Origin of the sequence: Butyrivibrio fibrisolvens, from assembly GCF_037113525.1 — a bacterium.
Lineage (GTDB): Bacteria > Bacillota > Clostridia > Lachnospirales > Lachnospiraceae > Butyrivibrio > Butyrivibrio fibrisolvens.
Window position 1 is genome coordinate 3895968 of sequence record NZ_CP146963.1, and the last position, 22227, is coordinate 3918194.

The 22227-nt window shown below is 39.3% G+C and carries 21 protein-coding genes and 1 other annotated feature; of the genes, 1 reads left to right on the top strand and 20 read right to left on the bottom strand.

Annotated elements, in window-relative coordinates; translation table 11 throughout:
• Positions 1-91: 91 nt before the first annotated feature.
• From metG to WAA20_RS16500, 12 genes are all read right to left on the bottom strand, one after another.
• The gene (metG, locus tag WAA20_RS16445) at positions 92-1723 is read right to left on the bottom strand and encodes a methionine--tRNA ligase (RefSeq protein WP_073389569.1); all 1632 of its coding nucleotides are present in this window, start codon (positions 1721-1723) and stop codon (positions 92-94) included.
• 81 nt (positions 1724-1804) lie between these two features.
• Positions 1805-2067 (bottom strand) — a binding site (T-box leader).
• Between the two features lie 51 nt (positions 2068-2118).
• Positions 2119-2913, bottom strand: coding sequence for a class I SAM-dependent methyltransferase (locus tag WAA20_RS16450; RefSeq protein WP_081373941.1), 795 nt, complete (start codon positions 2911-2913; stop codon positions 2119-2121).
• Between the two features lie 86 nt (positions 2914-2999).
• The gene (locus tag WAA20_RS16455) at positions 3000-3554 is read right to left on the bottom strand and encodes an NAD(P)H-dependent oxidoreductase (protein ID WP_073389567.1); all 555 of its coding nucleotides are present in this window, start codon (positions 3552-3554) and stop codon (positions 3000-3002) included.
• Positions 3555-3586: 32 nt separating this feature from the next.
• The gene (locus WAA20_RS16460) at positions 3587-4063 is read right to left on the bottom strand and encodes a DUF1648 domain-containing protein (protein WP_073389565.1); all 477 of its coding nucleotides are present in this window, start codon (positions 4061-4063) and stop codon (positions 3587-3589) included.
• A gap of 38 nt (positions 4064-4101) precedes the next feature.
• On the bottom strand, positions 4102-4647 hold the full coding sequence (locus WAA20_RS16465; RefSeq protein ID WP_073389563.1) for a DUF402 domain-containing protein: 546 nt from the start codon (positions 4645-4647) through the stop codon (positions 4102-4104).
• Between the two features lie 89 nt (positions 4648-4736).
• Positions 4737-5351, bottom strand: a complete 615-nt coding sequence (locus WAA20_RS16470; protein ID WP_242951222.1) for an NUDIX hydrolase — start codon at positions 5349-5351, stop codon at positions 4737-4739.
• On the bottom strand, positions 5341-5847 hold the full coding sequence (locus WAA20_RS16475; RefSeq protein WP_081373940.1) for an HIT family protein: 507 nt from the start codon (positions 5845-5847) through the stop codon (positions 5341-5343). The genes WAA20_RS16470 and WAA20_RS16475 overlap by 11 nt, the downstream gene beginning before the upstream one ends.
• A 454-nt stretch (positions 5848-6301) precedes the next feature.
• Positions 6302-7060 (bottom strand): hypothetical protein, encoded by a 759-nt coding sequence (locus tag WAA20_RS16480; RefSeq protein ID WP_073389562.1) that lies wholly within the window; start codon positions 7058-7060, stop codon positions 6302-6304.
• A 153-nt stretch (positions 7061-7213) separates the two neighbouring features.
• Positions 7214-8572, bottom strand: coding sequence for an AAA family ATPase (locus tag WAA20_RS16485; protein WP_073389560.1), 1359 nt, complete (start codon positions 8570-8572; stop codon positions 7214-7216).
• 266 nt (positions 8573-8838) lie between these two features.
• Entirely contained in the window at positions 8839-10134 is a 1296-nt protein-coding gene (gene ltrA, locus WAA20_RS16490) for a group II intron reverse transcriptase/maturase (protein ID WP_073389559.1), read from the bottom strand.
• 492 nt (positions 10135-10626) lie between these two features.
• On the bottom strand, positions 10627-11151 hold the full coding sequence (locus WAA20_RS16495; RefSeq protein WP_073389556.1) for a GNAT family N-acetyltransferase: 525 nt from the start codon (positions 11149-11151) through the stop codon (positions 10627-10629).
• A gap of 41 nt (positions 11152-11192) precedes the next feature.
• Positions 11193-11789, bottom strand: a complete 597-nt coding sequence (locus WAA20_RS16500; protein ID WP_073389554.1) for a histidine phosphatase family protein — start codon at positions 11787-11789, stop codon at positions 11193-11195.
• Between the two features lie 384 nt (positions 11790-12173).
• Here WAA20_RS16500 and WAA20_RS16505 point away from each other — a divergent pair, with 384 nt between their 5' ends.
• On the top strand, positions 12174-12758 hold the full coding sequence (locus WAA20_RS16505; RefSeq protein WP_338801571.1) for a hypothetical protein: 585 nt from the start codon (positions 12174-12176) through the stop codon (positions 12756-12758).
• Positions 12759-13151: 393 nt separating this feature from the next.
• On the opposite strand, the gene WAA20_RS16510 is transcribed toward WAA20_RS16505, so the two are convergent.
• The 8 genes from WAA20_RS16510 to WAA20_RS16545 all read right to left on the bottom strand — a co-directional run bounded on the left by WAA20_RS16510 (position 13152) and on the right by WAA20_RS16545 (position 22201).
• Positions 13152-13916, bottom strand: a complete 765-nt coding sequence (locus WAA20_RS16510; RefSeq protein ID WP_073389551.1) for a carbon-nitrogen hydrolase family protein — start codon at positions 13914-13916, stop codon at positions 13152-13154.
• A gap of 128 nt (positions 13917-14044) precedes the next feature.
• Entirely contained in the window at positions 14045-15736 is a 1692-nt protein-coding gene (locus tag WAA20_RS16515; protein WP_073389550.1) for an ABC transporter ATP-binding protein, read from the bottom strand.
• Between the two features lie 437 nt (positions 15737-16173).
• Positions 16174-16998, bottom strand: coding sequence for a hypothetical protein (locus WAA20_RS16520; RefSeq protein ID WP_073389548.1), 825 nt, complete (start codon positions 16996-16998; stop codon positions 16174-16176).
• A 145-nt stretch (positions 16999-17143) separates the two neighbouring features.
• On the bottom strand, positions 17144-17539 hold the full coding sequence (locus WAA20_RS16525; RefSeq protein WP_073389547.1) for a hypothetical protein: 396 nt from the start codon (positions 17537-17539) through the stop codon (positions 17144-17146).
• A gap of 41 nt (positions 17540-17580) precedes the next feature.
• Entirely contained in the window at positions 17581-19185 is a 1605-nt protein-coding gene (locus WAA20_RS16530; protein ID WP_073389545.1) for an ABC transporter ATP-binding protein, read from the bottom strand.
• A 104-nt stretch (positions 19186-19289) separates the two neighbouring features.
• Entirely contained in the window at positions 19290-20465 is a 1176-nt protein-coding gene (locus WAA20_RS16535) for a MerR family transcriptional regulator (protein ID WP_073389544.1), read from the bottom strand.
• Positions 20466-20546: 81 nt separating this feature from the next.
• Positions 20547-20729: a hypothetical protein gene (locus WAA20_RS16540; RefSeq protein WP_073389542.1), complete on the bottom strand. Its 183-nt coding sequence runs from the start codon at positions 20727-20729 to the stop codon at positions 20547-20549.
• A gap of 29 nt (positions 20730-20758) precedes the next feature.
• The gene (locus WAA20_RS16545) at positions 20759-22201 is read right to left on the bottom strand and encodes an ATP-binding protein (protein WP_073389541.1); all 1443 of its coding nucleotides are present in this window, start codon (positions 22199-22201) and stop codon (positions 20759-20761) included.
• Positions 22202-22227: the final 26 nt, after the last annotated feature.

The following is a 22227-nucleotide window of genomic DNA, read 5'->3' on the forward strand; positions in this document are numbered from 1 at the left end:
TATTCTATAAATTCAGTTTTGTCTCATGCCACGAACGACTAATAGTTCGATATTTATGGAGTTCGTATTACCAATACTTCCAGTTAATTTCTTAATCTTTCAAGTTCAATTTATCTCGTTCTTCCTCTATCACTTTTTTATCAAGCCTTTCAAATAATATCTGTATTTCAGGTAGTTTATATCCAGCTTTTACTTCTTTATAGCTCCAGTCATCTGAAATATTCAGCCATTTGCAGACTTTCTCAGATGAAAATGGAGTAAATGGAGCCAGGATGACAACCAGATTTGCAATTATCTGGGTACACTGGAACAGGGTATTCTTACAGGCTTCGATATTTTCAGTTCTTGTCTTCCACGGTGCCTGTTCATCAAAATATTTGTTAGCCTTTCTGACTACTTCGAAGATTCCCTCGACTGCATCTTTAAAATGCCCGTCTTCTATCTTCTTTCCTGTTGTTTCATAGAGCTTTCTTAAAGTTTCATCCCACTCTTTTGACAACTGGCCTTCAGGCACGATCCCATCAAAGTATTTGGTGATAAAAGTAAGGGTTCTGTTTATAAAGTTTCCATATGCTCCCAAAAGCTCGCCATTGTGGTTATTCACGTACTCAGTCCAGGAGAAATCCGCATCTTTTTTCTCAGGTCCGTTGGCAAGAAAATAGTAGCGAAGGGAATCGGGATCATATTTATCCAAAAGGTCTTTGACCCATATAGCATAGTTCTGGCTTGTTGAGATCTTCCTGCCTTCAAGCGTCAGATACTCGCTGGACACGATCTGGTCAGGAAGGTGGTAGCCTTGTCCGTTGGCGATAAGAAGCGCTGGCAAGATTATGGTGTGGAAGGGAATATTGTCCTTGCCATGTACGTAGTAGTGCTTGGAATCAGCTCCGAACAGTTCTTCAAAGCTTTCGCCCCTTTGGTCTGCCACAACCTTGGCTGCAGACAGATATCCGAGCACGTTCTCTGCCCAGATGTATATGGTTTTATTCTCATATCCTTCTTTGGGCACGGGGATTCCCCACTCAAGATCTCTGGTCAGAGCTCTGTCTCTTAGGCCTTCATCGAGATACTTATTGGTAAAAGATATGGCGTTTTTGCGCCAGGATGTGCTGGTATCTACAAGACGTCTTAGCTCTTTTTCCAATTTAGTAATTGCAATGTAAAGGTGCTTGGAGTTTTTAAAGGATATGGGGGTTTTACATACGGCGCAAATGGGGGCTTTAAGGCTTTCGGGGTCAAGAACTGTTCCGCAGGCATCGCACTGGTCTCCTCTTGCAGGCGCACCGCAGCTTGGGCATATTCCTGTCACGAACCGGTCCGCAAGGAAGGTGTTGCAGCTATCGCAGAAGGCCTGCGGAGTCTCTTTTTCATAAACGTATTCACTTTCGTATAGCCTTCTGTGGAATTCCTGCACGAAGGTCTTATGCTCTATGCTTGATGTCTTGGTATAAAGGTCATAGGTGAATCCAAGGCGCTTGAAGGCATCTACGAATTCCTCGTGATAATGGTCGCTTACCTGCCTGGGCGTTTTGTTCTCAGACTTGGCACGGATCGCTACAGGAGTTCCGTGACAGTCACTTCCTGATACAAAGTAAACCTTATCTTTGCAGGCTCTGTGATACCTTGCGAGTACATCTCCCGGTAAAAGACCTGCTATATGTCCGATGTGTAGTGAGCCATTGGCGTAGGGCCAGGCTCCTCCTATCAAAATATTTCTATTCATCTCATTTCCTCCTTAGGTTAAGATCACTAAACTTACAGTTACAAAAATTAATAAAAAAATAGCCCTCCTCTCTGAATATTATTCAGGGACGAGAGCTAATAAGCTTCGTGATACCACCCTAATTCACTCATATCTCACGATATGGGTCTCATCAACTACGGACGGGAAATGATCCATCGATAGTCTATCACTATAACGGGTGCACCCGTCGTAGCCTAAGCAATTACCTGCCTCGGTACGCAGCTCCAAGACCATGTTCAGATGTTACTTGCTCACCGGCTCTCACCAAACGCCGGCTCTCTGTAAAGCTCCTAACAACTTACTCTTCTTTTCACAGCTTTGCTTTAGACTATAACAGGCTATAGTTTTTGTCAATAGCCGTATATTTTTGAATATTATTTCGCGCCGCGGGCTACGAAAGTGCCGTATTCCTTCTGCAGGTTGATGGCGCCGTCTTCTTCATGAAGTTTCAGCATCTTGAGTATCTCATCTCTTTCCATAGTGCCGATGCCGTGAAGAGCCTTGAGACTCTGAAGGTAATCTGCAAGGTCGTCAATATTAGTTACATGGAGTGAATCCTCGTAGCGGCGCACTTCTATATCGGCAAATTCTCTGCCCAGAACTTCGCCTCCGTTCTGAAGGGTAAAGAGGTGGTTAGGATCATAGCTTTCGCCGAAAAGTCCAAACCACTCAGCAATAATGTCGTTGAAATTGTGCTCGCCGTATGTAGCACTGTAGAAGATGCCGTCGTCTTTGAGGACTCTTCGTATCTCGCTGACAGCTTTATTTATGTCAGGTACGTGATAGAGCATCATGTTGGCGATTACTATATCAAAAGAATTATCTTCAAAAGGTATATTCTGGACGTCGATCTGTTTGTATTCTACGTTGTCACGCTCTCCAACGTTATTTTTGGCAGTATCGAGCATGCCTTCTGAAAAGTCAGAAAGGACAAGCTTATCGCACTTTGCGATGAGGTCGTCATGTCCGGTCCACATGCTGCCTGTGCCGGTACCAAGTTCGAGAACTTTCATGCCTTCTTTTATCTCATAACCCTCTACAAGCCAGGGGCCAAAGCCCATCTTGTTGGTTGAATACATATTGTGGAAGTTTAATCTGATATCAAGGCTTTTGGATGATGCGTACTGAGCCTTTACTGCGTCGCGGTCGTTGCTGCTTCCCATTTTCATACTTATATGTCTCTCCTTATGCTACGTAATTAATCCTGGTAAATCAGGTGATACAAAGAAGTCTAATGTATGCCCTAAGGGCAAAGTCAAATATTAATTTTATCTATACACTCGTTAACTATCGCCTCGACATCCGCGCCTACTACATCGAGTCCAACAGCTTGGATCTTCTCGCATTTTTTTATTCCATAGAAATTCTGGGCAAGGGCCTTGATATAGCCATATCCAAATTCTTCCGGAACATATGCTCCGCCTGCTGTTGTGGCATAGTAGAGCTTATCAGCTTTGCAAAGAGGCTTGGGGTAGCCTTCGTCTGTATATTCGAAGGTTATTCCGAGTACATTGATGTGCTCGATGTACTGCTTAAGTGATGCTGGGAATGATAAGTCATAATATGGTGCGGCGATTACGATCTTATCTGCCTTCGCGAAGTTCTTGGCAAGGTCGAAATACTCGTCTGTGAAGTCGCATCTTGCTATGCAATCATCTCTATAAGCAAGGAATTTTTCATCTGTCTTAGGGAAAGAGATGTCTTCAAGTTTTACTTCTAAAACTTCGCCATCCAGCTTTTCAAGAAGTTTATCTGCAATCCTTTTAGTTCTTGAGTTTTCTTTTACGCAAGCGTTAATAAGTAGAATCATTATGCACCTCCGTCAGCAAAAACATATATACATCATCGATTTTCTAATATACATTTTATGAATATTATTAAAGCCGTTAGAACCATTGATATCGCCCATATAGCACTTAATGTTCCAACTAACGTAGTCTTTCCAAATCCCGCGAAGATTGTAGAAAGAAGTGAATATATTCCTGTCTGCAAAGTATATAAAGTTACCATATATGCAGTATCCCTATATATAAGCGCTTCTCTTCCGGGCTTAGGTTTTACTGGTAAGCTCCATAACGACAGCGGAAATATGTGAACTGCTGCCAAAAGAATTAGTATACATGGTATAAAAATCACCGGCATAATTATTATAGTTCCTATAGAGCCGTAACGATCTACATTTCCAGCAATATCATAGTGAACCGGAACAGGTTCTTTAATAGTAAAAATCATCACAATAGCCACAATAAGTGATATGGCTTCTCCGATCACACCGATTAATTCCTGTATTAGATGATGAATAGTTAGAAATGGTTTCATGATTAGTTAGAACCTCCCATTCACAACTTGAAAAAATATCAAAGACTCTCACTTAATATCCTGCGATATTCTATGATTTTCTGCTCGAGCATATCTTTATTCTTGTCCAAAAGTTTCAACACGTCGCCTGCTGCCTTTCTTGCAAGTTCGAGTTCTTCTTTGGTAATGACGCCATCATTATAAGCTTCTTCTAGCTCGTTCTGATCTATAGTCTGAGTTTTGCCGTCTTCGGATACAACTACGTCAAGGAATAAGTCGTAGAATTTTGCATCGCCATTTTCAGCTATATCATTTCTAAGAGTAATATCAACGTAGTGCTGGAAAATCTTACCTTCGCGGAACATTGAAGTGATCACATAGTTACCGTCTTTAGGTGCAATTTCAAGCCACTGATAACCATTGTCTGCTATACAAAGCTTTCCTTTGGGACTATCCACCATCTCAGGCTCAGTTAATCCAGTAAATGTAATAAGTCCTACTCCACCTTCGAAATATTCATCCTTTTGGTACATGCATTTAAAGTCGCGTTGTGTGTCGTTATACCACTCTCTTCTGTCTAAATTCTTTTCTTTTACTTCTAACAAATCTTTCTCTCCTAAAAAATACTAATATCTTTTTTATGACTTTTGATCAGACTATTTACCTGCTGATCAAAATCATAAGAATATGTCTATTATCTTTCGTAGAATTCCAATGCAAATAGTATAGCAAGTATAGCGATGCCATCTTTGGTCTCGTTATTTTTAAGAAGTTCTTTAACTTCACTAACAGGCATCCACACTTTGTCTGCAACTTCATCAACGTCCTTGATAGTGCCCTCGCTTTCAACCCTGGCGCCGAACACGTGCATAACCTGATCGGTCATTCCATTTGATGGCGTCTGTGAACACAGGAATTTAAGGTCTTTAACGGTACAGCCTGTCTCTTCCATAACTTCGCGCCTTGCAGCATCTTCAATCGCTTCGCCTTTTTCCACGCCTCCAGCCGGAATCTCCCATTCAAGACGCCCTGCGGAATATCTCATCTCCCTGATCATGAGGATCTCGTCCTTGTCGTTAAAGATTACGATGGATACTCCTTCTCTTGAATAATGGATTTGGTGATATTTCTCTATGATCTGACCGCTCGGAAGCTTTACTCTATCTGTATAAAGACTCACATAATCGCTTTCATAGATCGTGGTCCTTGAAAGACGCTCAGGAAGTTTGATAGCCTTATCACTCATTTTAAAATCAATGTTACATGAATCTATATCTTTATGATCAATAGTAATATTTTTAGTATTCATAATTCCCCTTATAAAATTCTGCTCTTATTTCTCTTACTGCCTCTTCAACTTCTTCCCAGTCGCTCCCAGTCGCATTTTCCATAGCATATCTTGAAATATCTCTGAGGCTACTTACTCCTCTTCCAAACTTTTCTATCATCCAATCTTTAGTCGGGAATATCCAGATATGAAAATGTTTGGAGCGTTCTTCCTGAACGAGAGTGATCTCCTGAGCAAGTCCGAGATTCTTGATAGCTCTCTCTGCTTTTGAAATAACTTCACCTATCTCCATCCACTCTTCTTTATACAACATGGAAAAAGAGTTTACGTGCCTTCTTCCTGTTATTATTAAAAAGCCCGGTATCGGAACTTCAGGATCAGCTGCAAGTACAATATTACGGCTTTCATAGATTGTTCCGCCTGGTGGAGTAAGCTCTCCTTTGGCTATTGCACATCCTATGCAGTCATAGCTATCAGCTTCAACAGAATAAATCTGCTGCATATTTTCTTTTTCCATAATAACAGCTCCCATTAGTATATGTTTTCGCAACCTTGAAATAGAAATCTGCATTTGCTGCAGATTTCGTAAGAAAGTGAATCGGTAGGTAAATAGGCCCAACACCGAAGGTGTTCTCAATTGGCCTATTTACATGACTTTTGGAACGAAGTGACAAAAGTCATACCTCCATAATAATTATCACTGCTGCCAGTCAGCTTTCTTGTTGATTGTTATGTTACGGTATGCCCTTAGGGCCGAGTCAAGCCTATGATGAGTTATTTCTTTGATGATACTATATACAAACGCTGAAAAAAAGAGGATTCCTGAAGAATCATCTACTATAAAAAAGAATGAGCCAAAAATCAATTATACCATCCCCATAACTCTGATTTTTTTTGAGTTATGGGGATGGTATAGATGTTTTTGTGAACACTTAAAAACGTTATCTGAAGCAAGAGAATCTTTGCTATTTTCAGATATATTGTTCTTTCTCTGCATTTCTCTCTTCAAAAAGCTTTCTGATTCTCTCTTCCTGCTCCTTTTCAGATTTCTTTTCCTCTTTATCAAGAAGGGCTTCATAGATAGCTTCAAGCTCTTTATCAATGCTGTTCATGAGCTTATCCCATTCCTTTATACTCATTTCCTGACTACCGATTTGGATTTTGATCTCGGTTTCATTATTGATAAGTTTGTTAAAAAGTTCCATCCTAAATGCACTAATCTGAGCAATCAGATTTGTTTCGTCAACCTCGGGCTCTTTTTCAGCATCAGGCGTTTCAGATTCCGCAGCGGCTTCCTCTGCAGTTTCAGTTTTTTCCTCTTCAATCTCCATGCGTTTTCTGGTGCAATGATTATATTCATGGATGGCACGCATAATGGCATTGAGATCCTCGGGTGTGAACATGCTAGCAGCTTTAGCGAGATCATCAAAATTATCTATATTGACATGAAGGCTTCCGCCACTAGGAAGGGCTATCTTAAGAACTTTGTTCTTTTCATACATATTTCCAAGAGTTATTGCATTCTGCTTGTAATCACAGCCAAAAATAACTCCGTTATACTGTATGATTCCATCCTTAGCTAAAAAGCTATATGGACATTTCTTTTCAGTTTCAGCCTGAAGCTTCTGTCCAAAGTTTATTGTCTCGCCTACAGTGGTAGTTGACTCTTTTCCTACTCCATAATTGAAAGGTTCTGTTAGATAATCATTCGCTATCGCTGCTATTCCCATGTATGCCTCCAGATAAAAAAAACGTGCCCTTCCAAGGATGGTCAATCCATTGAAAAGACACGCATTTCCATTGCTATCTTATATATCGGCAATATTCTTTAATTGTTAATAAGAACAATTATCTTAAAGTAATTTTGTAAGATAATCTGTAAGTTATATTAGGTACATCATATACGGAGGTATTTTTATGACTCCATCCGCTTCTGAATATCCCTTAGGGTGCACTATTATCTGCTTATCAATTCTTTTCTTAAAGAGTTCTTTGAATGTTCCAAGTGATGATGTAGTGTAATTCTTTGATGATTTCACTTCTATAGGGCTGATTTTAAACTTTGTCTTGCTCTCGTTCGAGATGATGAAATCTATCTCAATATCATTACGATGCTTTTCCGCACTGTATCTTGTGTAAAAGAAGAGCTTACGACCGGATGCTGTAATCATCTGCGCTATCATATTCTCATAGAGCATTCCCTTATTAAGTGACAGTTTCCCATCCATTATCTGCTTATAAAGCTGTTCATCCATGATTTCATTCTCACTGAATGCATGGCTTACTAATAATCCTGTATCTCCCATATAACACTTTACATAGGATTCATTTTTATTTAGTGCCAGACCAACGTTCGGGTCATTACATTTGTAACAAAGATTACATATCATGGAATCGCCAAGCCAGAATAAGGGCTCATCGTAACGGTCAAATGTCCCATTATTACTATCCACTTCACTTAAAACAACCCTTTTTTCGTGCGTTGACAAAAAGCCCGGGATATTATCAAAGATAGCTGAGACCTTTGATTTATATTTCTTGGCTGCCTTTTTGATGTCATCTTCATAGAGTGCAAGAATATCCCTCTTTTCTACATCGGCAGCATGAAAATCCCTTCCATTTTTCTTATATGCTACTATTGCCTGAGGCATTCCGCCAACAAGCATATACTCCATAAATAAGCGCATAGCCTTATTATGTATCTGCCTATCAAGCGGCTGGCTTTTCTCAAAGCACTCTCTTATATGATCAAGAAGTATTTCTTCGCCCATGTATACCATGAATTCCTCAAAATTCACAGGATACATTTGCATTTTCCGCTCTTCTGATGGAATTGTTATGTTTTCTACGTTCTCTTTAATTGATATCAGCGAGCCTGTCTCAATGTAGTCATATCTTCCGTCAGCGACAAGATATTTAATTGCCTCCCTGGCCTTTGGAAATTTCTGTATTTCATCAAATATTATCAGAGATTCTCTAGGATAAAGCCTTGTATTGTATTCAAGCGTCAGTGTCTGAAAAAAAACATCCAGATCATCAAGGGATTCAAAGGCATCTTTTATCTTTTTCTTAGCCTTATTAAAATCAATGAGAATATAGGACTTATACTCATTCTGAGCAAATTCTTCAGCAACCGTTGATTTTCCGATTCGTCTGGCTCCTTCAATCAGTAATGCCTTCGTCCCATTTGTCTCTTTCTTCCACTCAGATATCTTATAATAGATATTTCTTTTAATTTCCATAACTCTCTCCTTGTCAATAATACGCAAGGTAATATTTTGCAAAATATACCACAGTACGCAAACTAATATTAACACATTATTACGCCTGTACGCAATGTATTCGCAATCACTTTATACTCATATATCTCTTCCTGCTCAGTATTTTAAGCATATCCCTTTAGCAGTTGGTGAGTTAGGCGAGTAGACTAGGGTCTCGCACCCCTAGCCCCTCACAGATCCGTGCGTGCGGCTTTCCCGCACACGGCTCCTCACAGTAACATTCACACTCAATATAGCGCATAGTAAACCTTTGGTTTGGCAAGAGGGAATACCTTTAACAAATCAATGAAGCCATCCCATGTGTAGGTGCGACCACAGCCTCTACGATTAAGCACTTTGTGTAGAAACTGTTGAACTCGGTGCAGAAAAGCACTCATTTTAAAGCCATTAAAAGTCACACTGTAATACTGGTAATATCCCACAAGCTTTACATTAAGTTGCTGAATAAGATTTCCTGCAGGCTGATTTCTATTATCATAGAGCCACGTTTTGAAGCTCTTCAGTGACTTCTCAAATTTCTTGCGGGAAGTCTTTACCATAGGGCATGGAAATCCTTTACGGGATTTGCCCATAAAGAAAGTAAAGCCCAAGAAGTCAAATGTTTCTGGCTTTCCCAACCCTCTTGATTTACGATTCTGCTCTGCGTACCTACCAAACTCAATAAGTCTACTCTTACTTTCTTCCAATTCGAGGTTAAATTTTGCCATACGCACTTGCAATGCAGAGTAGTAATTCTCTGCATCTGATTTGTATTGGAACCCCGCCACAAAATCATCGGCATAATTTACGAGGAAGCAATCTCCCCTTGCCTCTTTTCTGACAACAAGCTTAAACCATAGGGTGAGTACATTGTGCATATATACATTTGCCAGGGTGGGACTGATATTACCTCCCTGTATTGTTCCCTCTTCCGTGTCCTCAAATGTACCATCAACCATAACTCCTGCTTTAAGATACTTTCGTATCAGCCACAGTATATTTGGGTCTTTAATGTGCCATTCGAGAAATCTCATCATCCATTCATGGTCGATGTGGTCGAAGAACCCCTTGACATCAGCATCAACGATATAGTTAATCTTGCCACGTGAGAGATGTTGGTAGACATCTCTTAGTGCTTCATGGCACCCCCTGTTTGGTCTGAAACCATACATACAATTCAGAAAGCGTGGTTCGTAAATCGCTTCCAACACTTTCTTGAGAGCAAGCTGTACCATCTTGTCTTCAAAAGATGCAATGCCCAACGGTCTCATCTTGCCATTGCCCTTAGGGATAAATACCCTCTTGGTGGGCAGGGGCTTGTATGCTTTGTTCTTCAGCCTTCTGACAAGGTCTTTGACGTTGCTGTCTAGTTGCTCGCCATACTCTTCTTTTGTCACTTCATCGATTCCTACTGCCTTCTTCCCATCAATCTCATTAAAACATTGCTTGAGAAGGTCAGCATCAATCATATGATACAGACTCGTAAAGACTGGCTTAGCTGTTCGCGCTGATATTTCTGCTATTCTTTCCAATTTCGTTGTCATCATTTCCTCCGTCCCTGAGTACGGATGATGTGTCCTCAGAAAGACCGTTACTATGTAGCTCCCTTCCCTCCATCGGAATTACCCGACTTCATCAGTACTATGAAGCTATCCGACTGCCTGCAGTTCATTTGATATCCTCCAAGCTACGTTGGTATATCATACTCTTGTACGAGAAACTGCAGGCTCTCCCCAGTTGATGTTTACTCATAATGTTTAGCATGAATGGCCCTATGACCCCGCCGCGCCGAGCATCGCTCACCATATCGTGATACTCGATATTGTCTTCCGAGTCAGCAAATCCGTCGACCATGCGGATACATAACTTTTCGAGGCTCAATAGCATTTCATCCCTGCTAACTCGCTGTCTACGCTTCGCACCAGCCGTTACCGACTGCTACGCAAGACTCGCTATTTGCTGATTGGTTAGACCTTTGCAAAGCAGGATTCTCACCTACTTGATTAAACACCCTTAGCTGGGCGCACTGCTGGAATTTAAACATCTTTAGCCAAATAAAGTAAAAGATCATCATCATTGATGCAGGGGGCATACTGTTCTAATTGTTTCCCTTTATACCAAACTCCGCTGCCATCAAAATTGTAACCTCTTTTTACATACATCCTCTGGGCTGGTCCATATCCAGAATGAACCCCAACTGCCAAGTAAACTTTATCGGAAACTTTTGACGCCTCTTTTTCAACAGCATCCAAAAGCCTATTTCCAATACCTTTATTATGAACATCAAAGAAAACTGTCAGATCTTCAATTTCAGGATAGCCTTGATTTCCCCAAGGACCTTCTGTAGGATTCAGAACCAGAGTACATTGCCCGGAGACTCTGCCATCATACTCTGCGATAAAAACAAATCTTTTACCATCCTCCTGTTCTTTATAATACTTTTCATATGTATCTACGGAAGGATGCCAGCCATACGAAAAATATGTATCATAAAGGATTTTTGCATCTTCAGGAATCATGCTCCTAATTCTTATAGTTCCATCATCATAATACGTAACCATCTTTAACCACCTTTATCATAATCCTAGTCATACCATCTCCATTAAAGCCGTGTTCTTATATCTTTCAGTTCCTCGATACTGAATTCAATAGGTGACGCATTGTCAACCTCAATTGTATGCGACTGCTCAAAGGGTATATTTCTTTTCATAGCAAGAAGCGTCATGATTACAGCTCCGTGTGATATTATCAGGAGGTTCTTATCTGAAGAAGTGTTGTGCTGACCAAGAATATAATCAAGTGCTTTAAACAGTCTTTCCATAACCATTTGATATGATTCGCCGTCAGGGGTGCAATTATATCTCTTATTTGAAAGCCACAGCTCATGCTCTTCATCATATAAAGAAAGAATCTCATCCCAGGTATGCCCTTCAAACAATCCCAGATTCATTTCTTCCAAGCCTCTAACTATTTCATATCCTGTATGGAAATGCTCATCTACTATCTGCGCAGTTTTTACAGCTCTAGCCTGATAGCTGGTGTATATCTTTTCAAAAGAAATATCTATTTCCTCAAGTCTTTTGCAAAGCAGCTGTGCTTGCGCTATTCCATTTTCATTTAATGGAATGTCAGTTGTGCCCTGCACTTTTCCTAGAGTATTCCAATCTGTTTGTCCGTGTCTCGCAAAATATATCTTCACAATTCCCTCTTTTCATACTCCATGCGAATAAAATCTTTGGCATCCTCAGAAGTTGTAAATCTTTTAAATTTTGACACCGGATTTCCAAAGAAAAGCCTCAGCCCTTAGCAAATGTCCTAAGGCTGAGGTTCGTTAGTTTTGCTACTTAAATTATATATCGTTTTGGCTCTGTGTGTAATAAATTTGGTACATAATTAATATACATCAGAAGACCGGAACAGTTAGGGTGTTAAAATTAAATGAAAAGCAGTATGACAGTATATATCTTCTTTCAGGAGAATTAGACTATCAGGAAAAAACAGTCGGAAGAAACTGCCATATAATGATATAATTGGGACACGTGAATCATATCTTGTATCAGAGTAAAGACAATATTTAGTGTCTGTGTTTTATTCAGATACAAGATGTGATACAAACACGATAGTCACAAATGTGACCCTCGTTCAACTGAAAGGGAGAAAAGAAGTGTTTAAAGGAAAAATGAAAAAGTTTGTTGGTATTATCGGTGTGCTTGTGCTCATGCTGTCGCTTGTTGCATGCGGAGATACGAGAACAGCGCAGGAGAAAGAGGCAGTTAACACGATTATGGAGAATGCTGTCAGGATTGATGTTCAGTACGGGTTTTCGCTAGGAGATGTGACCACGGTTAAAAAGATTTGTACGGCGATTTTTTATAGAAACTCGGAGCTGTTTCGTCTGACTGTTGCAGAAAACGGCGAACAGAAGCAAGGAGACTTCGGAAGAGAAGAATATGATAAGCTGAAAGACACTATTGTTTCACTTCAGCCGGTAGCTAATGAGAATTTTGCGGATGAAGAAGAAATTTCCGGAAAAACTGAAGATCACGGCTTCATAATAGTTTACTATTTGGTAGATGGCAAAGAGGAACCGGAGAAGAGTTACTTCAGGGTTTCCGATACAAAGAAGTTAAACGAGTATATTGATGAGTTGGAGTTGCAGTGTAAGTAAAGGTAAACGGCATGAATTACGGACAGTTTTATTATAATGATGTTGCACAAACCCTCTATCTGTGTTTTATTCAGATACAAGATTTTGATTCGCTTGACGAGATGGAGAAATACTTCTTCATAATTAAGTAAAAGAATCTGTGCCAAATTGAGAGTTTGAAATTTTTTCTATAAATAGGAATCTTCTATGATAATTTAGATTTATGAGGGAGCAATCAGATTGGTTGCCCCCTTTATTGACTATACAATCAGCATATTTATAAGTCAAATACTAATTGGTTTTTGTAAGAAGATGTTGTAAGATTTTGAATGTGATTTTATTTTTGAATTGAACTAAGTCGCTGCGCGACGGCCTGCCAAGGCTGTGGCGCAGCGACTTAGTTCAACTGGAATATTATGGTTCAATGCCCTTTGCATTTGAACTAACCGGAACATAAAGAATACTTTCTTCCCCGGCAGGTGTTTGGCATTTAATTCTGCCGTCCTGAAAATAAGCTGCCCCACCTTTGGCTATCTCAGATCCTTCTCTGTCCAAACATACCGAATTTACAAGACATACATCATGGCCAAAACGCACAGACTGTTCAGCATACTCGTATTTAATGGTTTTATTCCATTCTTCGTAATTGAAATCCGTGTAAACTGGCCAGAGAACAATATCTGCATTTAGTTCCTTCATCTGTTCAACATATACATCATCCCAGAGATCTCCGCATAAACCTACTGCAAAATTCTTATCCTCAAATAAGAATGTGTGAAAACCATCTCCCTCTTTGTATTGCAAATCGGCTACTGGTTCCTTCCATCCAACAGAAACCCTGCGGAAATTATCGAGGATCTCCCCGTCTTTGTCCACGGTCAACTGACTACTGAACAAACTGCCCTCTGTTTTCTCAATATAACCAAAGGACACTGCAACGGAGTATTCTTTTGCAGTTTTCCTTATCTCATCGATAATCGGATCATTCATTTTGACAGCAATGCTCTTATCACTATCATAATTCCATGAAAGCGAATCAAAACCTTGTAAAAAGGTCTCACCAAATAGAACAATGTCGGCTTGCTTGTACCCGTGGTCGCGGATTACAGTTTTAATCTTCTCTTTGTTGTATGTAATATTGCCGTTCCTAAAACCAACGGCTGCCAAGGCGATCATCATAGCTTTTCTCCCACTTTCATAGTAAATTATTCGGGAATACTATATCGATATTTCTTTGATGATACTATATCTAAATGCTGAAAAAAAGAGACTTTCTGAAGAATCATCCTCAGAAAATCTCTTTTTATTTATACATTTAATTCAGCAATCATTTTAAATCCATATAAAAGTCCCTTTGCTCTCATAAGGTCACTAAATGTTCCACGCTCCTGTATCCTTCCGGATTTCATGACGAGAACTTCATCCGCCTTATTAAGCGTCGCATCATTGATACGGTGTGTGATCATGATTACAGTTACACCTTCAATGTTCATGATAAGCTCTTCAATATAGCGCTCCTTTGATACATCAAGATTAGATGTAATTTCATCCAAGATAAAAACTTTTGCACCTGCAAGAAGTGCTCTGGCAATACCAATTCGCTGCTTCTCTCCACCGGAAAGATTGTAGCCGTTTCCATTTATTCTTGTATTCACCCCATCTTCAAGGTTGCCTATGTATTCCGTAAGTCCAGCGTTATCAATAGCTTTCTGCAATTCTTCATCAGAATAGTTTTTAAACAGAGTTATATTATTCCGAATTGTATCATCAAAAAGGAATACTTCCTGCTGCATGTAATTCACAACGCTGTAGAGCTGCTTATCAGGAATATCACTGATATTCTTGTTTCCAAGAAGCACTCTTCCCTTTGTATTCTCAGACATTTTTAGGAACAGTTTTACCAAAGTGGACTTGCCACATCCGCTATCGCCCATGATTATGTACTTCTTTCCCTGTTTAAACTCTACTTCAACGTCTTTTAGTACCTTCTTATCCCCGAAACAAACTTGGACATTTTCAGCTTTTAACGTATAGTCTTCATCAAGCGGCTGAGTTTCTGCTACGTTATCGAAATCAACCTCCGAGCATTTCTTTAATTTATCAACAACAACTGATACTGACTTTAGGCTTGTTATAAACATGGGCACTTCCTGGAATGGCGCCAGTATTCCTCCAATAAGCTGCGAAAGAGCAAGTATCGTACCAATGTTTATCTTACCAAGGTAGACAAATACCGCACTTGTAATAATTGTCATAACATAGCCTACTTGCGAACACATAATAGATATATATGCAATACGGTAGTTTGTCTTAACAAGGTTGCACTCGGCCTCTTCGCTCGCTTCATTTCTTTCCTCTGTTTGCTTCTTTATCTTTGAAAAGACAGAATAAAGCTTTATAGTATTGAAGCCTATAAGCGCATCAGAGATTACACTTTGATACTCTGCCGATGCAGTAGAAGCCTGAGTAGAATTCTTCTTTAACCTCTCCTGAAATATCTTTGGTATAAAAACAGAAAACATTGCAATAAGCACATTTATGAAGCAGATTACAGGATTGACTCTGATAAGCGCTATTACAGTTACAATGAAACTTGTTGTAACCCTATAAATGCCGCATACGCTGTCAAAGTAGTCAGTACTGATCTTTTTGACATCTCTCTGCATCATAGAAACATAATATGATGGTGGTTCTTTCCTGAATTCTTGAAAGCTTTTATTCATTATTCCTGTGAAAAGATCATTCTTAAGAGCTATAAGGAACTCTTTCCTCAGATTCTCGCGAGATATTTTATGAAAATAGGCAACTGACATATCTGCAATAACTATAAACATGAAAGCTGCTATCATTTTCATCATCAATGTAAAATTTCCCTGTGTAGAAACCGTTATAAGCGGTTCAAGAGATAATGAAAACAGAACTGATGTGATTGCCATTGCGGGTGAAAGAAGCATGTAAATAATGAGTTTTTTCTTGTTATAAAAAAAGTATTTATTCAAAGGTTTTCTCCAATCTATAATTTGATAAAGCAAAACAAAAACTGCTCTGCATACTTTTCTGTACGCAAAGCAGTCCTATACCATTGTTAGCCTATTATAGAAAGGCAAGGTGGCACAGATAATCTGATATAAGCGTACAAAAATAAAACCTGTCATGCAGGTAGTAACTATCTTTGTTCAGCTTTTATATCAGAAAACCTTATTGCTCATCCTTTATTTACCTCAATTTGTTTTTTAAAGCGATTTTATGTTACCATAACCCCAAAAATCTTGCAAGTCATTATTCGCAAGACTTGAGGGCTTATAATTGCCTTCGCCAATTATGCTGATGTAATGTCAGTATAATGTACTGAACATCATAGGTTGAACTAATCATCCGGTTACATAACTCCACTAATCGTTGAGAAAAACAGTCCAATAGTTGTGAAAATCCGAACTCATACTATTCGTTCCAGTTCCTGCCGGATAAGCATTTTCCATCTATAACAAACACTTTGAAGTAGCTCCATATCAAAACAATCAGACAGTACTACATCATCTCTTTTGTCCTTAAGCGCCACCTGAACAAATACCTTTTGAAGGGACTTCATGTCCTCTAAAACTGCGTCCTGTCCGATAAGCTTCATCATAGACGGTCCATCTAATAGAAGCGGCCTGAATAGACCAAACTCTTTCTCAAGGATTTCCTGATTGGAATGTTGTACGGCGCAAAAATCGTCCATATCTCTTTGTAGGTTATCAAGGTTCTTTAGTGATTGCTCCAAAAGGGCTGTGAAATCAACCATTCTGACTTCGGTGGGAGTTATGGTTGCGACTACTGTTTTGTCACGTACTCTTTCTTCAAGCTCATTTGCCGTGAACTTAAATTCATCCGGGTCAGATCCACCTTCATGCTTATTATTCATGAAGGCCGCCTTTCCATCTTCCATTCCCTTAAAAACAACAGCATGATAATGGAGCCTGCCGTTATCCATCCTTATGCCCAGCATCGCAGTATCTTTTCCTTGAAGACAGTTGAACACATCCGACCTGTCCACCCATTCTTCTGTGATTTCATAGCCATGAGCATTAAGATAAACATCGAACCATTTCTTTTGTTGCAGCATTGGCCCTGCAATATAGCCATCTTCGTTTTTGTCAATCATGAACGGGAGTTTCATTGCAAGAGCAATCTCGTAATCCTCTACATCAATGCCCTTTTTCTCAAGCATGTTTGCAAGCCCTGCATAGGAGCAGGAAGAATTAAAAGTCATATACTTCATAAATAGCCCCCTCGTCTTTTCTTTTCTCTCAATTTAGCAGTACCAATCCCTCAAAACAAGGCTTTAAATACAGTGTTTATCTGTGGTATAATATATACAGGAAGAGAGGATGCCACAAATGTGACATCCTTTTTAATGGCTTTAACTACCTCAGCGAAAAATGCTCCTTCACAGTATCTGAAGCAATCACTTTCCCTTTAATATCAATGCTCTCAATTGCTTCTATCGCGAGTTCATCCAGTTCATTGTCTATGACTACAATCCCATAACCGCTGATTTTAATCTTTTTACCGGTTTCCTTTGCGCGGATAAGCTGGTTCTCGGTAAATACATATATTCCTGTAAACCACTCTTCATTGTACCTATGGTGCCTGTATGCTTCGTTTTCTATTACAGACTGCTTCTGCTCTAACGCTTGTCTTACTGACTGATTGATAAAATCATTGGTATCGGAATAATATCCCAGATCAACAAGCAGCTCTATCTGTGAAAGCGTTGCTACGTTCATATTTACAGCTATATTTTCAGTATTACCTTCCATGATTAAATGCTCCTTAAAATCATCTATGTTATCCTTATATCTTATGCTATCCTGATTGTCCCATCCTTAAGCTCTATGATTTCATCATATTTAGCTCTCATTTCTGGCAGGACATGATGTGAGATTGAAATAAGAGTCTGCCCCTTCCGACTAAGAAGATTTTCCTCAATTTCCAGCGCAGTTTCTTTATCCAGTGCACTTATACCTTCATCCAGAACAATTATGTCCCTGTCTGCAAAAAGAGCTCTTGCTATGGCAATGCGCTGTTTCTGTCCACCGGAAAGAAGACTTCCATCACTTCCCACTTCATAATCTATTCCTTTATCCATTACCATTTCAGCGATTCTAGCCTCTTGTATTACGTCACCAAGTTTCTTTTCATCAGTAGCACCCATGAGAATGTTATTCTTTATGCTCTCATTAAAAAGAAATACATTCTGCCAAACAACAGCCGTATTTCTCTTTAGAGTTTCCATGGCGCTTTCCACAGCTTTTCCATCAAAAAGAATTCTTCCTCCCAAAGGGGCATAGTTTCCACAAATCATATTGATCAGGGTTGTTTTCCCCGTGCCGCTCTCTCCAACGATCAGATACTTTTTCCCCTTCTCTATAGACAAACAGATATCTGAAAGCACCTGTTTTTCTTCCCCTGGATAGGCAAAAGATATGTCTTCGAAAGATATTCTGTTCCAATCTTTCTTTGGGATAGAAACTTCTATTTCATCGTTCTCAACCGCAGTATACTCTTCAATCTTTTCCCAAATAGGAGTAAGAGCCCTTATCGCCGGTATCAGCGCAAAGAGTTGAAATAATGGCTGGCAAAAACACCCTGATGCCTGGATCACACCTACAGTGCTACCGTAACTAATTTTTCCTGCGTATATGAAGTATCCGGCAAGCAGACATATTACCATCTGCATGGAAAACATTAGTGTACTTGATGTGCTGCTATTTATCTGTTTTACAAGGCCAAATGTCTTAGCTCTTTTCATAAGAAGGCTATTGCATTTTTCAAATTTAGCTGTAGCATAGTCCTCTTTTTGAAGGGACTTGACCACCTCATAACCGGAAACCACTTCTGTCAGCCCCTCGGTCATGTTCTCCTGCGCCTTTGATAACTCTAAAGCCGCTGCAGAAAGCTTTTTAGTGAAGATGGTAGGAACAACGAACATCACTAAAGTCATTCCAAACATAAACGCAGTGAATACCCAGGAATACCGCGTCATAACTATGACTGCCATAACCAGCATTGCTATTGCTGACACTATAGAAAGAATGGTTTCAATATCCCCGTCCTCAATCTTTTTCACATCATTCTGGACCAGTGATATGTAGTCGCTTCCTTTGTATTTTTCAAAAGAAAGCGTATCTTTCTTTAAAATTTTTCCTACAATCGTGCTTCTGATCTCGCCTGCTACCTTCTGGTTAAGCCTTACCTGCGTAAGTGCCTGCATGAAACAAATAAAAGAAAATGCGGCTATATAGCACGCTGAAATAATCGCCGCTTTCCTTATTTCTCCTGCCAGCGCAATATCAATGATTTCCTGCAGCAATAAGCTGATACCAACAAAAGCCCCGGCATATGCTATAGCAAAAACAATCGCAAGGATTAAACTCCCTACATTTTTCTTTAAATACTTCTTCATAAGAACCTCCATCATTTGATATGACAAGGATAGTCCCTTGGGTTAAGACGATGTCAACACACTTTTTGGGGCGATTTTTCCCCTGTTATAGAAAAAACCTTGGGTCAACCCAAGGTTTTGAAAGTGTAAATGCCATATTGTATTTCAATGTCTGTTTTGTTTTCGAGAATGCTCCAGTCGTTAGATTCCTTTGTTAAGAGAATATTTTTCGTTTTATAGGCTGAATGTTTTTGAAATCCAAGATTTTTCATATCATCAAGGTATTTCTTTTCATCAGGGATTGGCGGATCTGCCACATGAAAAATAGTCTTAAAGCTGTCTACGATTGCCCCTTTTGCAAGATTTGGATATATCTGTACCAGCTTTTTATTCATTATATCCACATCATAATTTTGATAGAAGATGTAATCCATTTCCTCTTTTAATGGGAAATTTTCAATCTTCCCCACATATATCACAGTCTCTTTTGGCAAAAGATCTTCCATGAGCTTGATGGACATGTTCTCATCAAGAATAGCAAATAGCCTTGCATTCTCAGGTAGTGACCTTAAAAAGGCACTGTTTATAAAGCCGCAAGCATCCCCAACTATCATGATATTATGAGCATCCTTACAGCCATCTGCGGTAACCTCGGCTACCTTTTGAAAAAACTCCCGGACTGTAAGAGTATAGGCTTCATCGTTCTTTTTAAGATAGTTCTCAGCTATCTCAGATATGCCTTCTGTGCGATCTTCCATATCATCTATGGGCTTATCTGAAAGTATTCCATACCTTATGTAATATCTTTTACCGCACTTAGGGCAGACCAGCTCACCACCAAGAATTTCATTATGAGAAAGCTCCGGCTTTTCAAGTTCAAGAAGGTTCCAGCATTCAGAACACTGAAGACTTTGCAACAATCCCAGAGCAATGCCCCTTTTGAAAGAAAAGCCTTTGTTGTACTCAGACAGCTTATCTTCGATTATCTTGTTTACCCTCTGAAGCTTCTCAATTTCTTTCTGATTTTCCAAAAGCTTCTTTTCAAAATCAGTCTTAAAGCTGCCAAGATAGCTGTATGTACTACTGGTAAACATAGTCTGCACGAGCAGGTATGCCTTCATTTCATCCAGCCTGAAATTCATGCTCTTCAAAAGAAGGATTGTATCCATTACCCCATCATCAATTTCAGAGAAGTTATACTGTGTATTCTCCCGAAGCGGCGTAAGCAAGCCTTCATTTATATAGTGACGGACTGTATCAACAGTTACCTGATGCTTTTTGGCAAATTCTCCAATCTTCATGTAAGTGACCTCACATAGTCTTCATACTTATCAATTTTTTAGTATAATAGCCACTCGCCATCTGTGTCACTATCTTTTCGTTCAACAGCCCCAAACTCTTGCATATCCTTTAAATATCTTTTCAGCGGTTGCTTTCTGTTTACCTTTATAGTTCTTCAAATACTTTTTCGAAACATCTGAAAACAGTTCAGTGACAACCTCTGTGACATTCTTTGTGACATTCTCTGTGACATTTGATATGCGGATCAAGAATCGACTCTTCATCAATCCCTTCAAAGCATGTACTATTTCATCTATCTAAACAACTCTTCTCCAGTGATAACTGATTGTAATTCGCTTGAATACTCATTTTCTACAATACCGTAATTTGTAATTAAAGTCGGATGAATAGCATGTTTAGTCTTACTATCAACCATATAATCAGATATCTTACGCCTCATATCTTTATCAAATGCAGCATCAACTCGAAAGTCTGCTTTTGAATACTTTGCTTCACATACATTCGTAATCTGATCATCTCTTACAATAAGCAGATCTATCTGTGATCCCTGTAGTCCCTTCTTTTTATCAGCCTCACATTTCCATGCATTTACTTCTGTGTGCACTCCAGATATTCCCAATGCAGCCTTAATCTGAGGCACATGCTCCAGGCACACACGCTCAAAAGCCACTCCACTCCATGCATTTATGCTTGGACTATTGTTTTGAACCTGCCAATAATGATCATCAAATGTATTATTTTTTAAAAATCTAAGGTAAAAAAAAGTGTAGTTATCTATCAATTGATATATCGCGTTTCGCTCTTTATATCCAGCAGGTATGTATTTTCTTATAAATCCACAGTCTTCAAGTTCCTGTATTTTTTTTGAGAGTTCACCTGAACTGGCAATTCCTGTCTTCTCACATATCTCTGCTCTGCTAATCCCTTTGTTTTCAACGCTCAGTGCTTCTATTATCTTGATATACTGATCTGGCTTTTTAAATAGTGCTCTGTAAAGATTATTATATTCTTTTCGAAGTGGTGCATCTTCTGCAAAGAAAAGATCATCAATATTTTGCGGAAGACTTCGACCTTTCTTAAGAAGGCTCCAATAATAAGGAACACCACCCATAATCATGTAACACTGTATAATCTGATGCCTGTTTAGCAGTATTTTCTTAGCCTGGAGATATTCCTCACATTCTTTTAGTGTAAAAGGTTTCAGGTGTATTTGCCCTGTTAGTCGATTGTGAAATCCGCCTTTATCATTCACTATTTTTTCCATAATCCAGAAAGTGGCGGATGCACAGATAATCAAAATCACATCTTTTTCTTTTCTAGCTGTGGCCCATCCGTTCCAAAAATGCTCAAGCTCAGTCACAAGGCCGCTGTCTTTGGTGTCCATCCATGAAAGTTCATCAATAAATATAACTTTCTTTTTCTCTTTTGACTTTTTGATTACTTCTTTAAGCCCATTAAATGCTTCCGCCCATGAAGTGAGCCTTTCACTGCAATCATATCCTGCTTCCGATAATGACTCTCTAAACTTATCTAACTGTTCCTGCTTCTGTGTTTCGGCACTTTTTTTCTCATCATTACCAACTCCGGTGTGTTGGAAGGCAAACTCGTACCCAAAGCTTTCTCGAATCAGATATGTTTTTCCGATTCTTCTTCTTCCATAAACTGCTATAAACTGAGGCTCTTCCTCATTTTTTAATGACTTTAGTTGCTTGAGTTCTGCTTCTCTTCCAATCATACGATTCCGCCTTTTCTTCCACAACT

What these genes read in the sequence shown, in the direction of transcription:
- WAA20_RS16455 (WP_073389567.1), bottom strand. Translation starts at nt 3,554, where the DNA reads ATGATTCTACTTATTAACGCTTGCGTAAAAGAAAACTCAAGAACTAAA.
- WAA20_RS16510 (WP_073389551.1), bottom strand. Translation starts at nt 13,916, where the DNA reads ATGATGATCGCCTTGGCAGCCGTTGGTTTTAGGAACGGCAATATTACA.
- WAA20_RS16485 (WP_073389560.1), bottom strand. Translation starts at nt 8,572, where the DNA reads ATGGAAATTAAAAGAAATATCTATTATAAGATATCTGAGTGGAAGAAA.
- WAA20_RS16480 (WP_073389562.1), bottom strand. Translation starts at nt 7,060, where the DNA reads ATGGGAATAGCAGCGATAGCGAATGATTATCTAACAGAACCTTTCAAT.
- WAA20_RS16495 (WP_073389556.1), bottom strand. Translation starts at nt 11,151, where the DNA reads ATGGTTACGTATTATGATGATGGAACTATAAGAATTAGGAGCATGATT.
- WAA20_RS16535 (WP_073389544.1), bottom strand. Translation starts at nt 20,465, where the DNA reads ATGAAGATTGGAGAATTTGCCAAAAAGCATCAGGTAACTGTTGATACA.
- WAA20_RS16450 (WP_081373941.1), bottom strand. Translation starts at nt 2,913, where the DNA reads ATGAAAATGGGAAGCAGCAACGACCGCGACGCAGTAAAGGCTCAGTAC.
- WAA20_RS16520 (WP_073389548.1), bottom strand. Translation starts at nt 16,998, where the DNA reads ATGAAGTATATGACTTTTAATTCTTCCTGCTCCTATGCAGGGCTTGCA.
- WAA20_RS16460 (WP_073389565.1), bottom strand. Translation starts at nt 4,063, where the DNA reads ATGAAACCATTTCTAACTATTCATCATCTAATACAGGAATTAATCGGT.
- WAA20_RS16540 (WP_073389542.1), bottom strand. Translation starts at nt 20,729, where the DNA reads ATGAAGAGTCGATTCTTGATCCGCATATCAAATGTCACAGAGAATGTC.
- WAA20_RS16525 (WP_073389547.1), bottom strand. Translation starts at nt 17,539, where the DNA reads ATGGAAGGTAATACTGAAAATATAGCTGTAAATATGAACGTAGCAACG.
- WAA20_RS16530 (WP_073389545.1), bottom strand. Translation starts at nt 19,185, where the DNA reads ATGAAGAAGTATTTAAAGAAAAATGTAGGGAGTTTAATCCTTGCGATT.
- WAA20_RS16475 (WP_081373940.1), bottom strand. Translation starts at nt 5,847, where the DNA reads ATGGAAAAAGAAAATATGCAGCAGATTTATTCTGTTGAAGCTGATAGC.
- WAA20_RS16470 (WP_242951222.1), bottom strand. Translation starts at nt 5,351, where the DNA reads ATGAATACTAAAAATATTACTATTGATCATAAAGATATAGATTCATGT.
- ltrA (WP_073389559.1), bottom strand. Translation starts at nt 10,134, where the DNA reads ATGACAACGAAATTGGAAAGAATAGCAGAAATATCAGCGCGAACAGCT.
- WAA20_RS16545 (WP_073389541.1), bottom strand. Translation starts at nt 22,201, where the DNA reads ATGATTGGAAGAGAAGCAGAACTCAAGCAACTAAAGTCATTAAAAAAT.
- metG (WP_073389569.1), bottom strand. Translation starts at nt 1,723, where the DNA reads ATGAATAGAAATATTTTGATAGGAGGAGCCTGGCCCTACGCCAATGGC.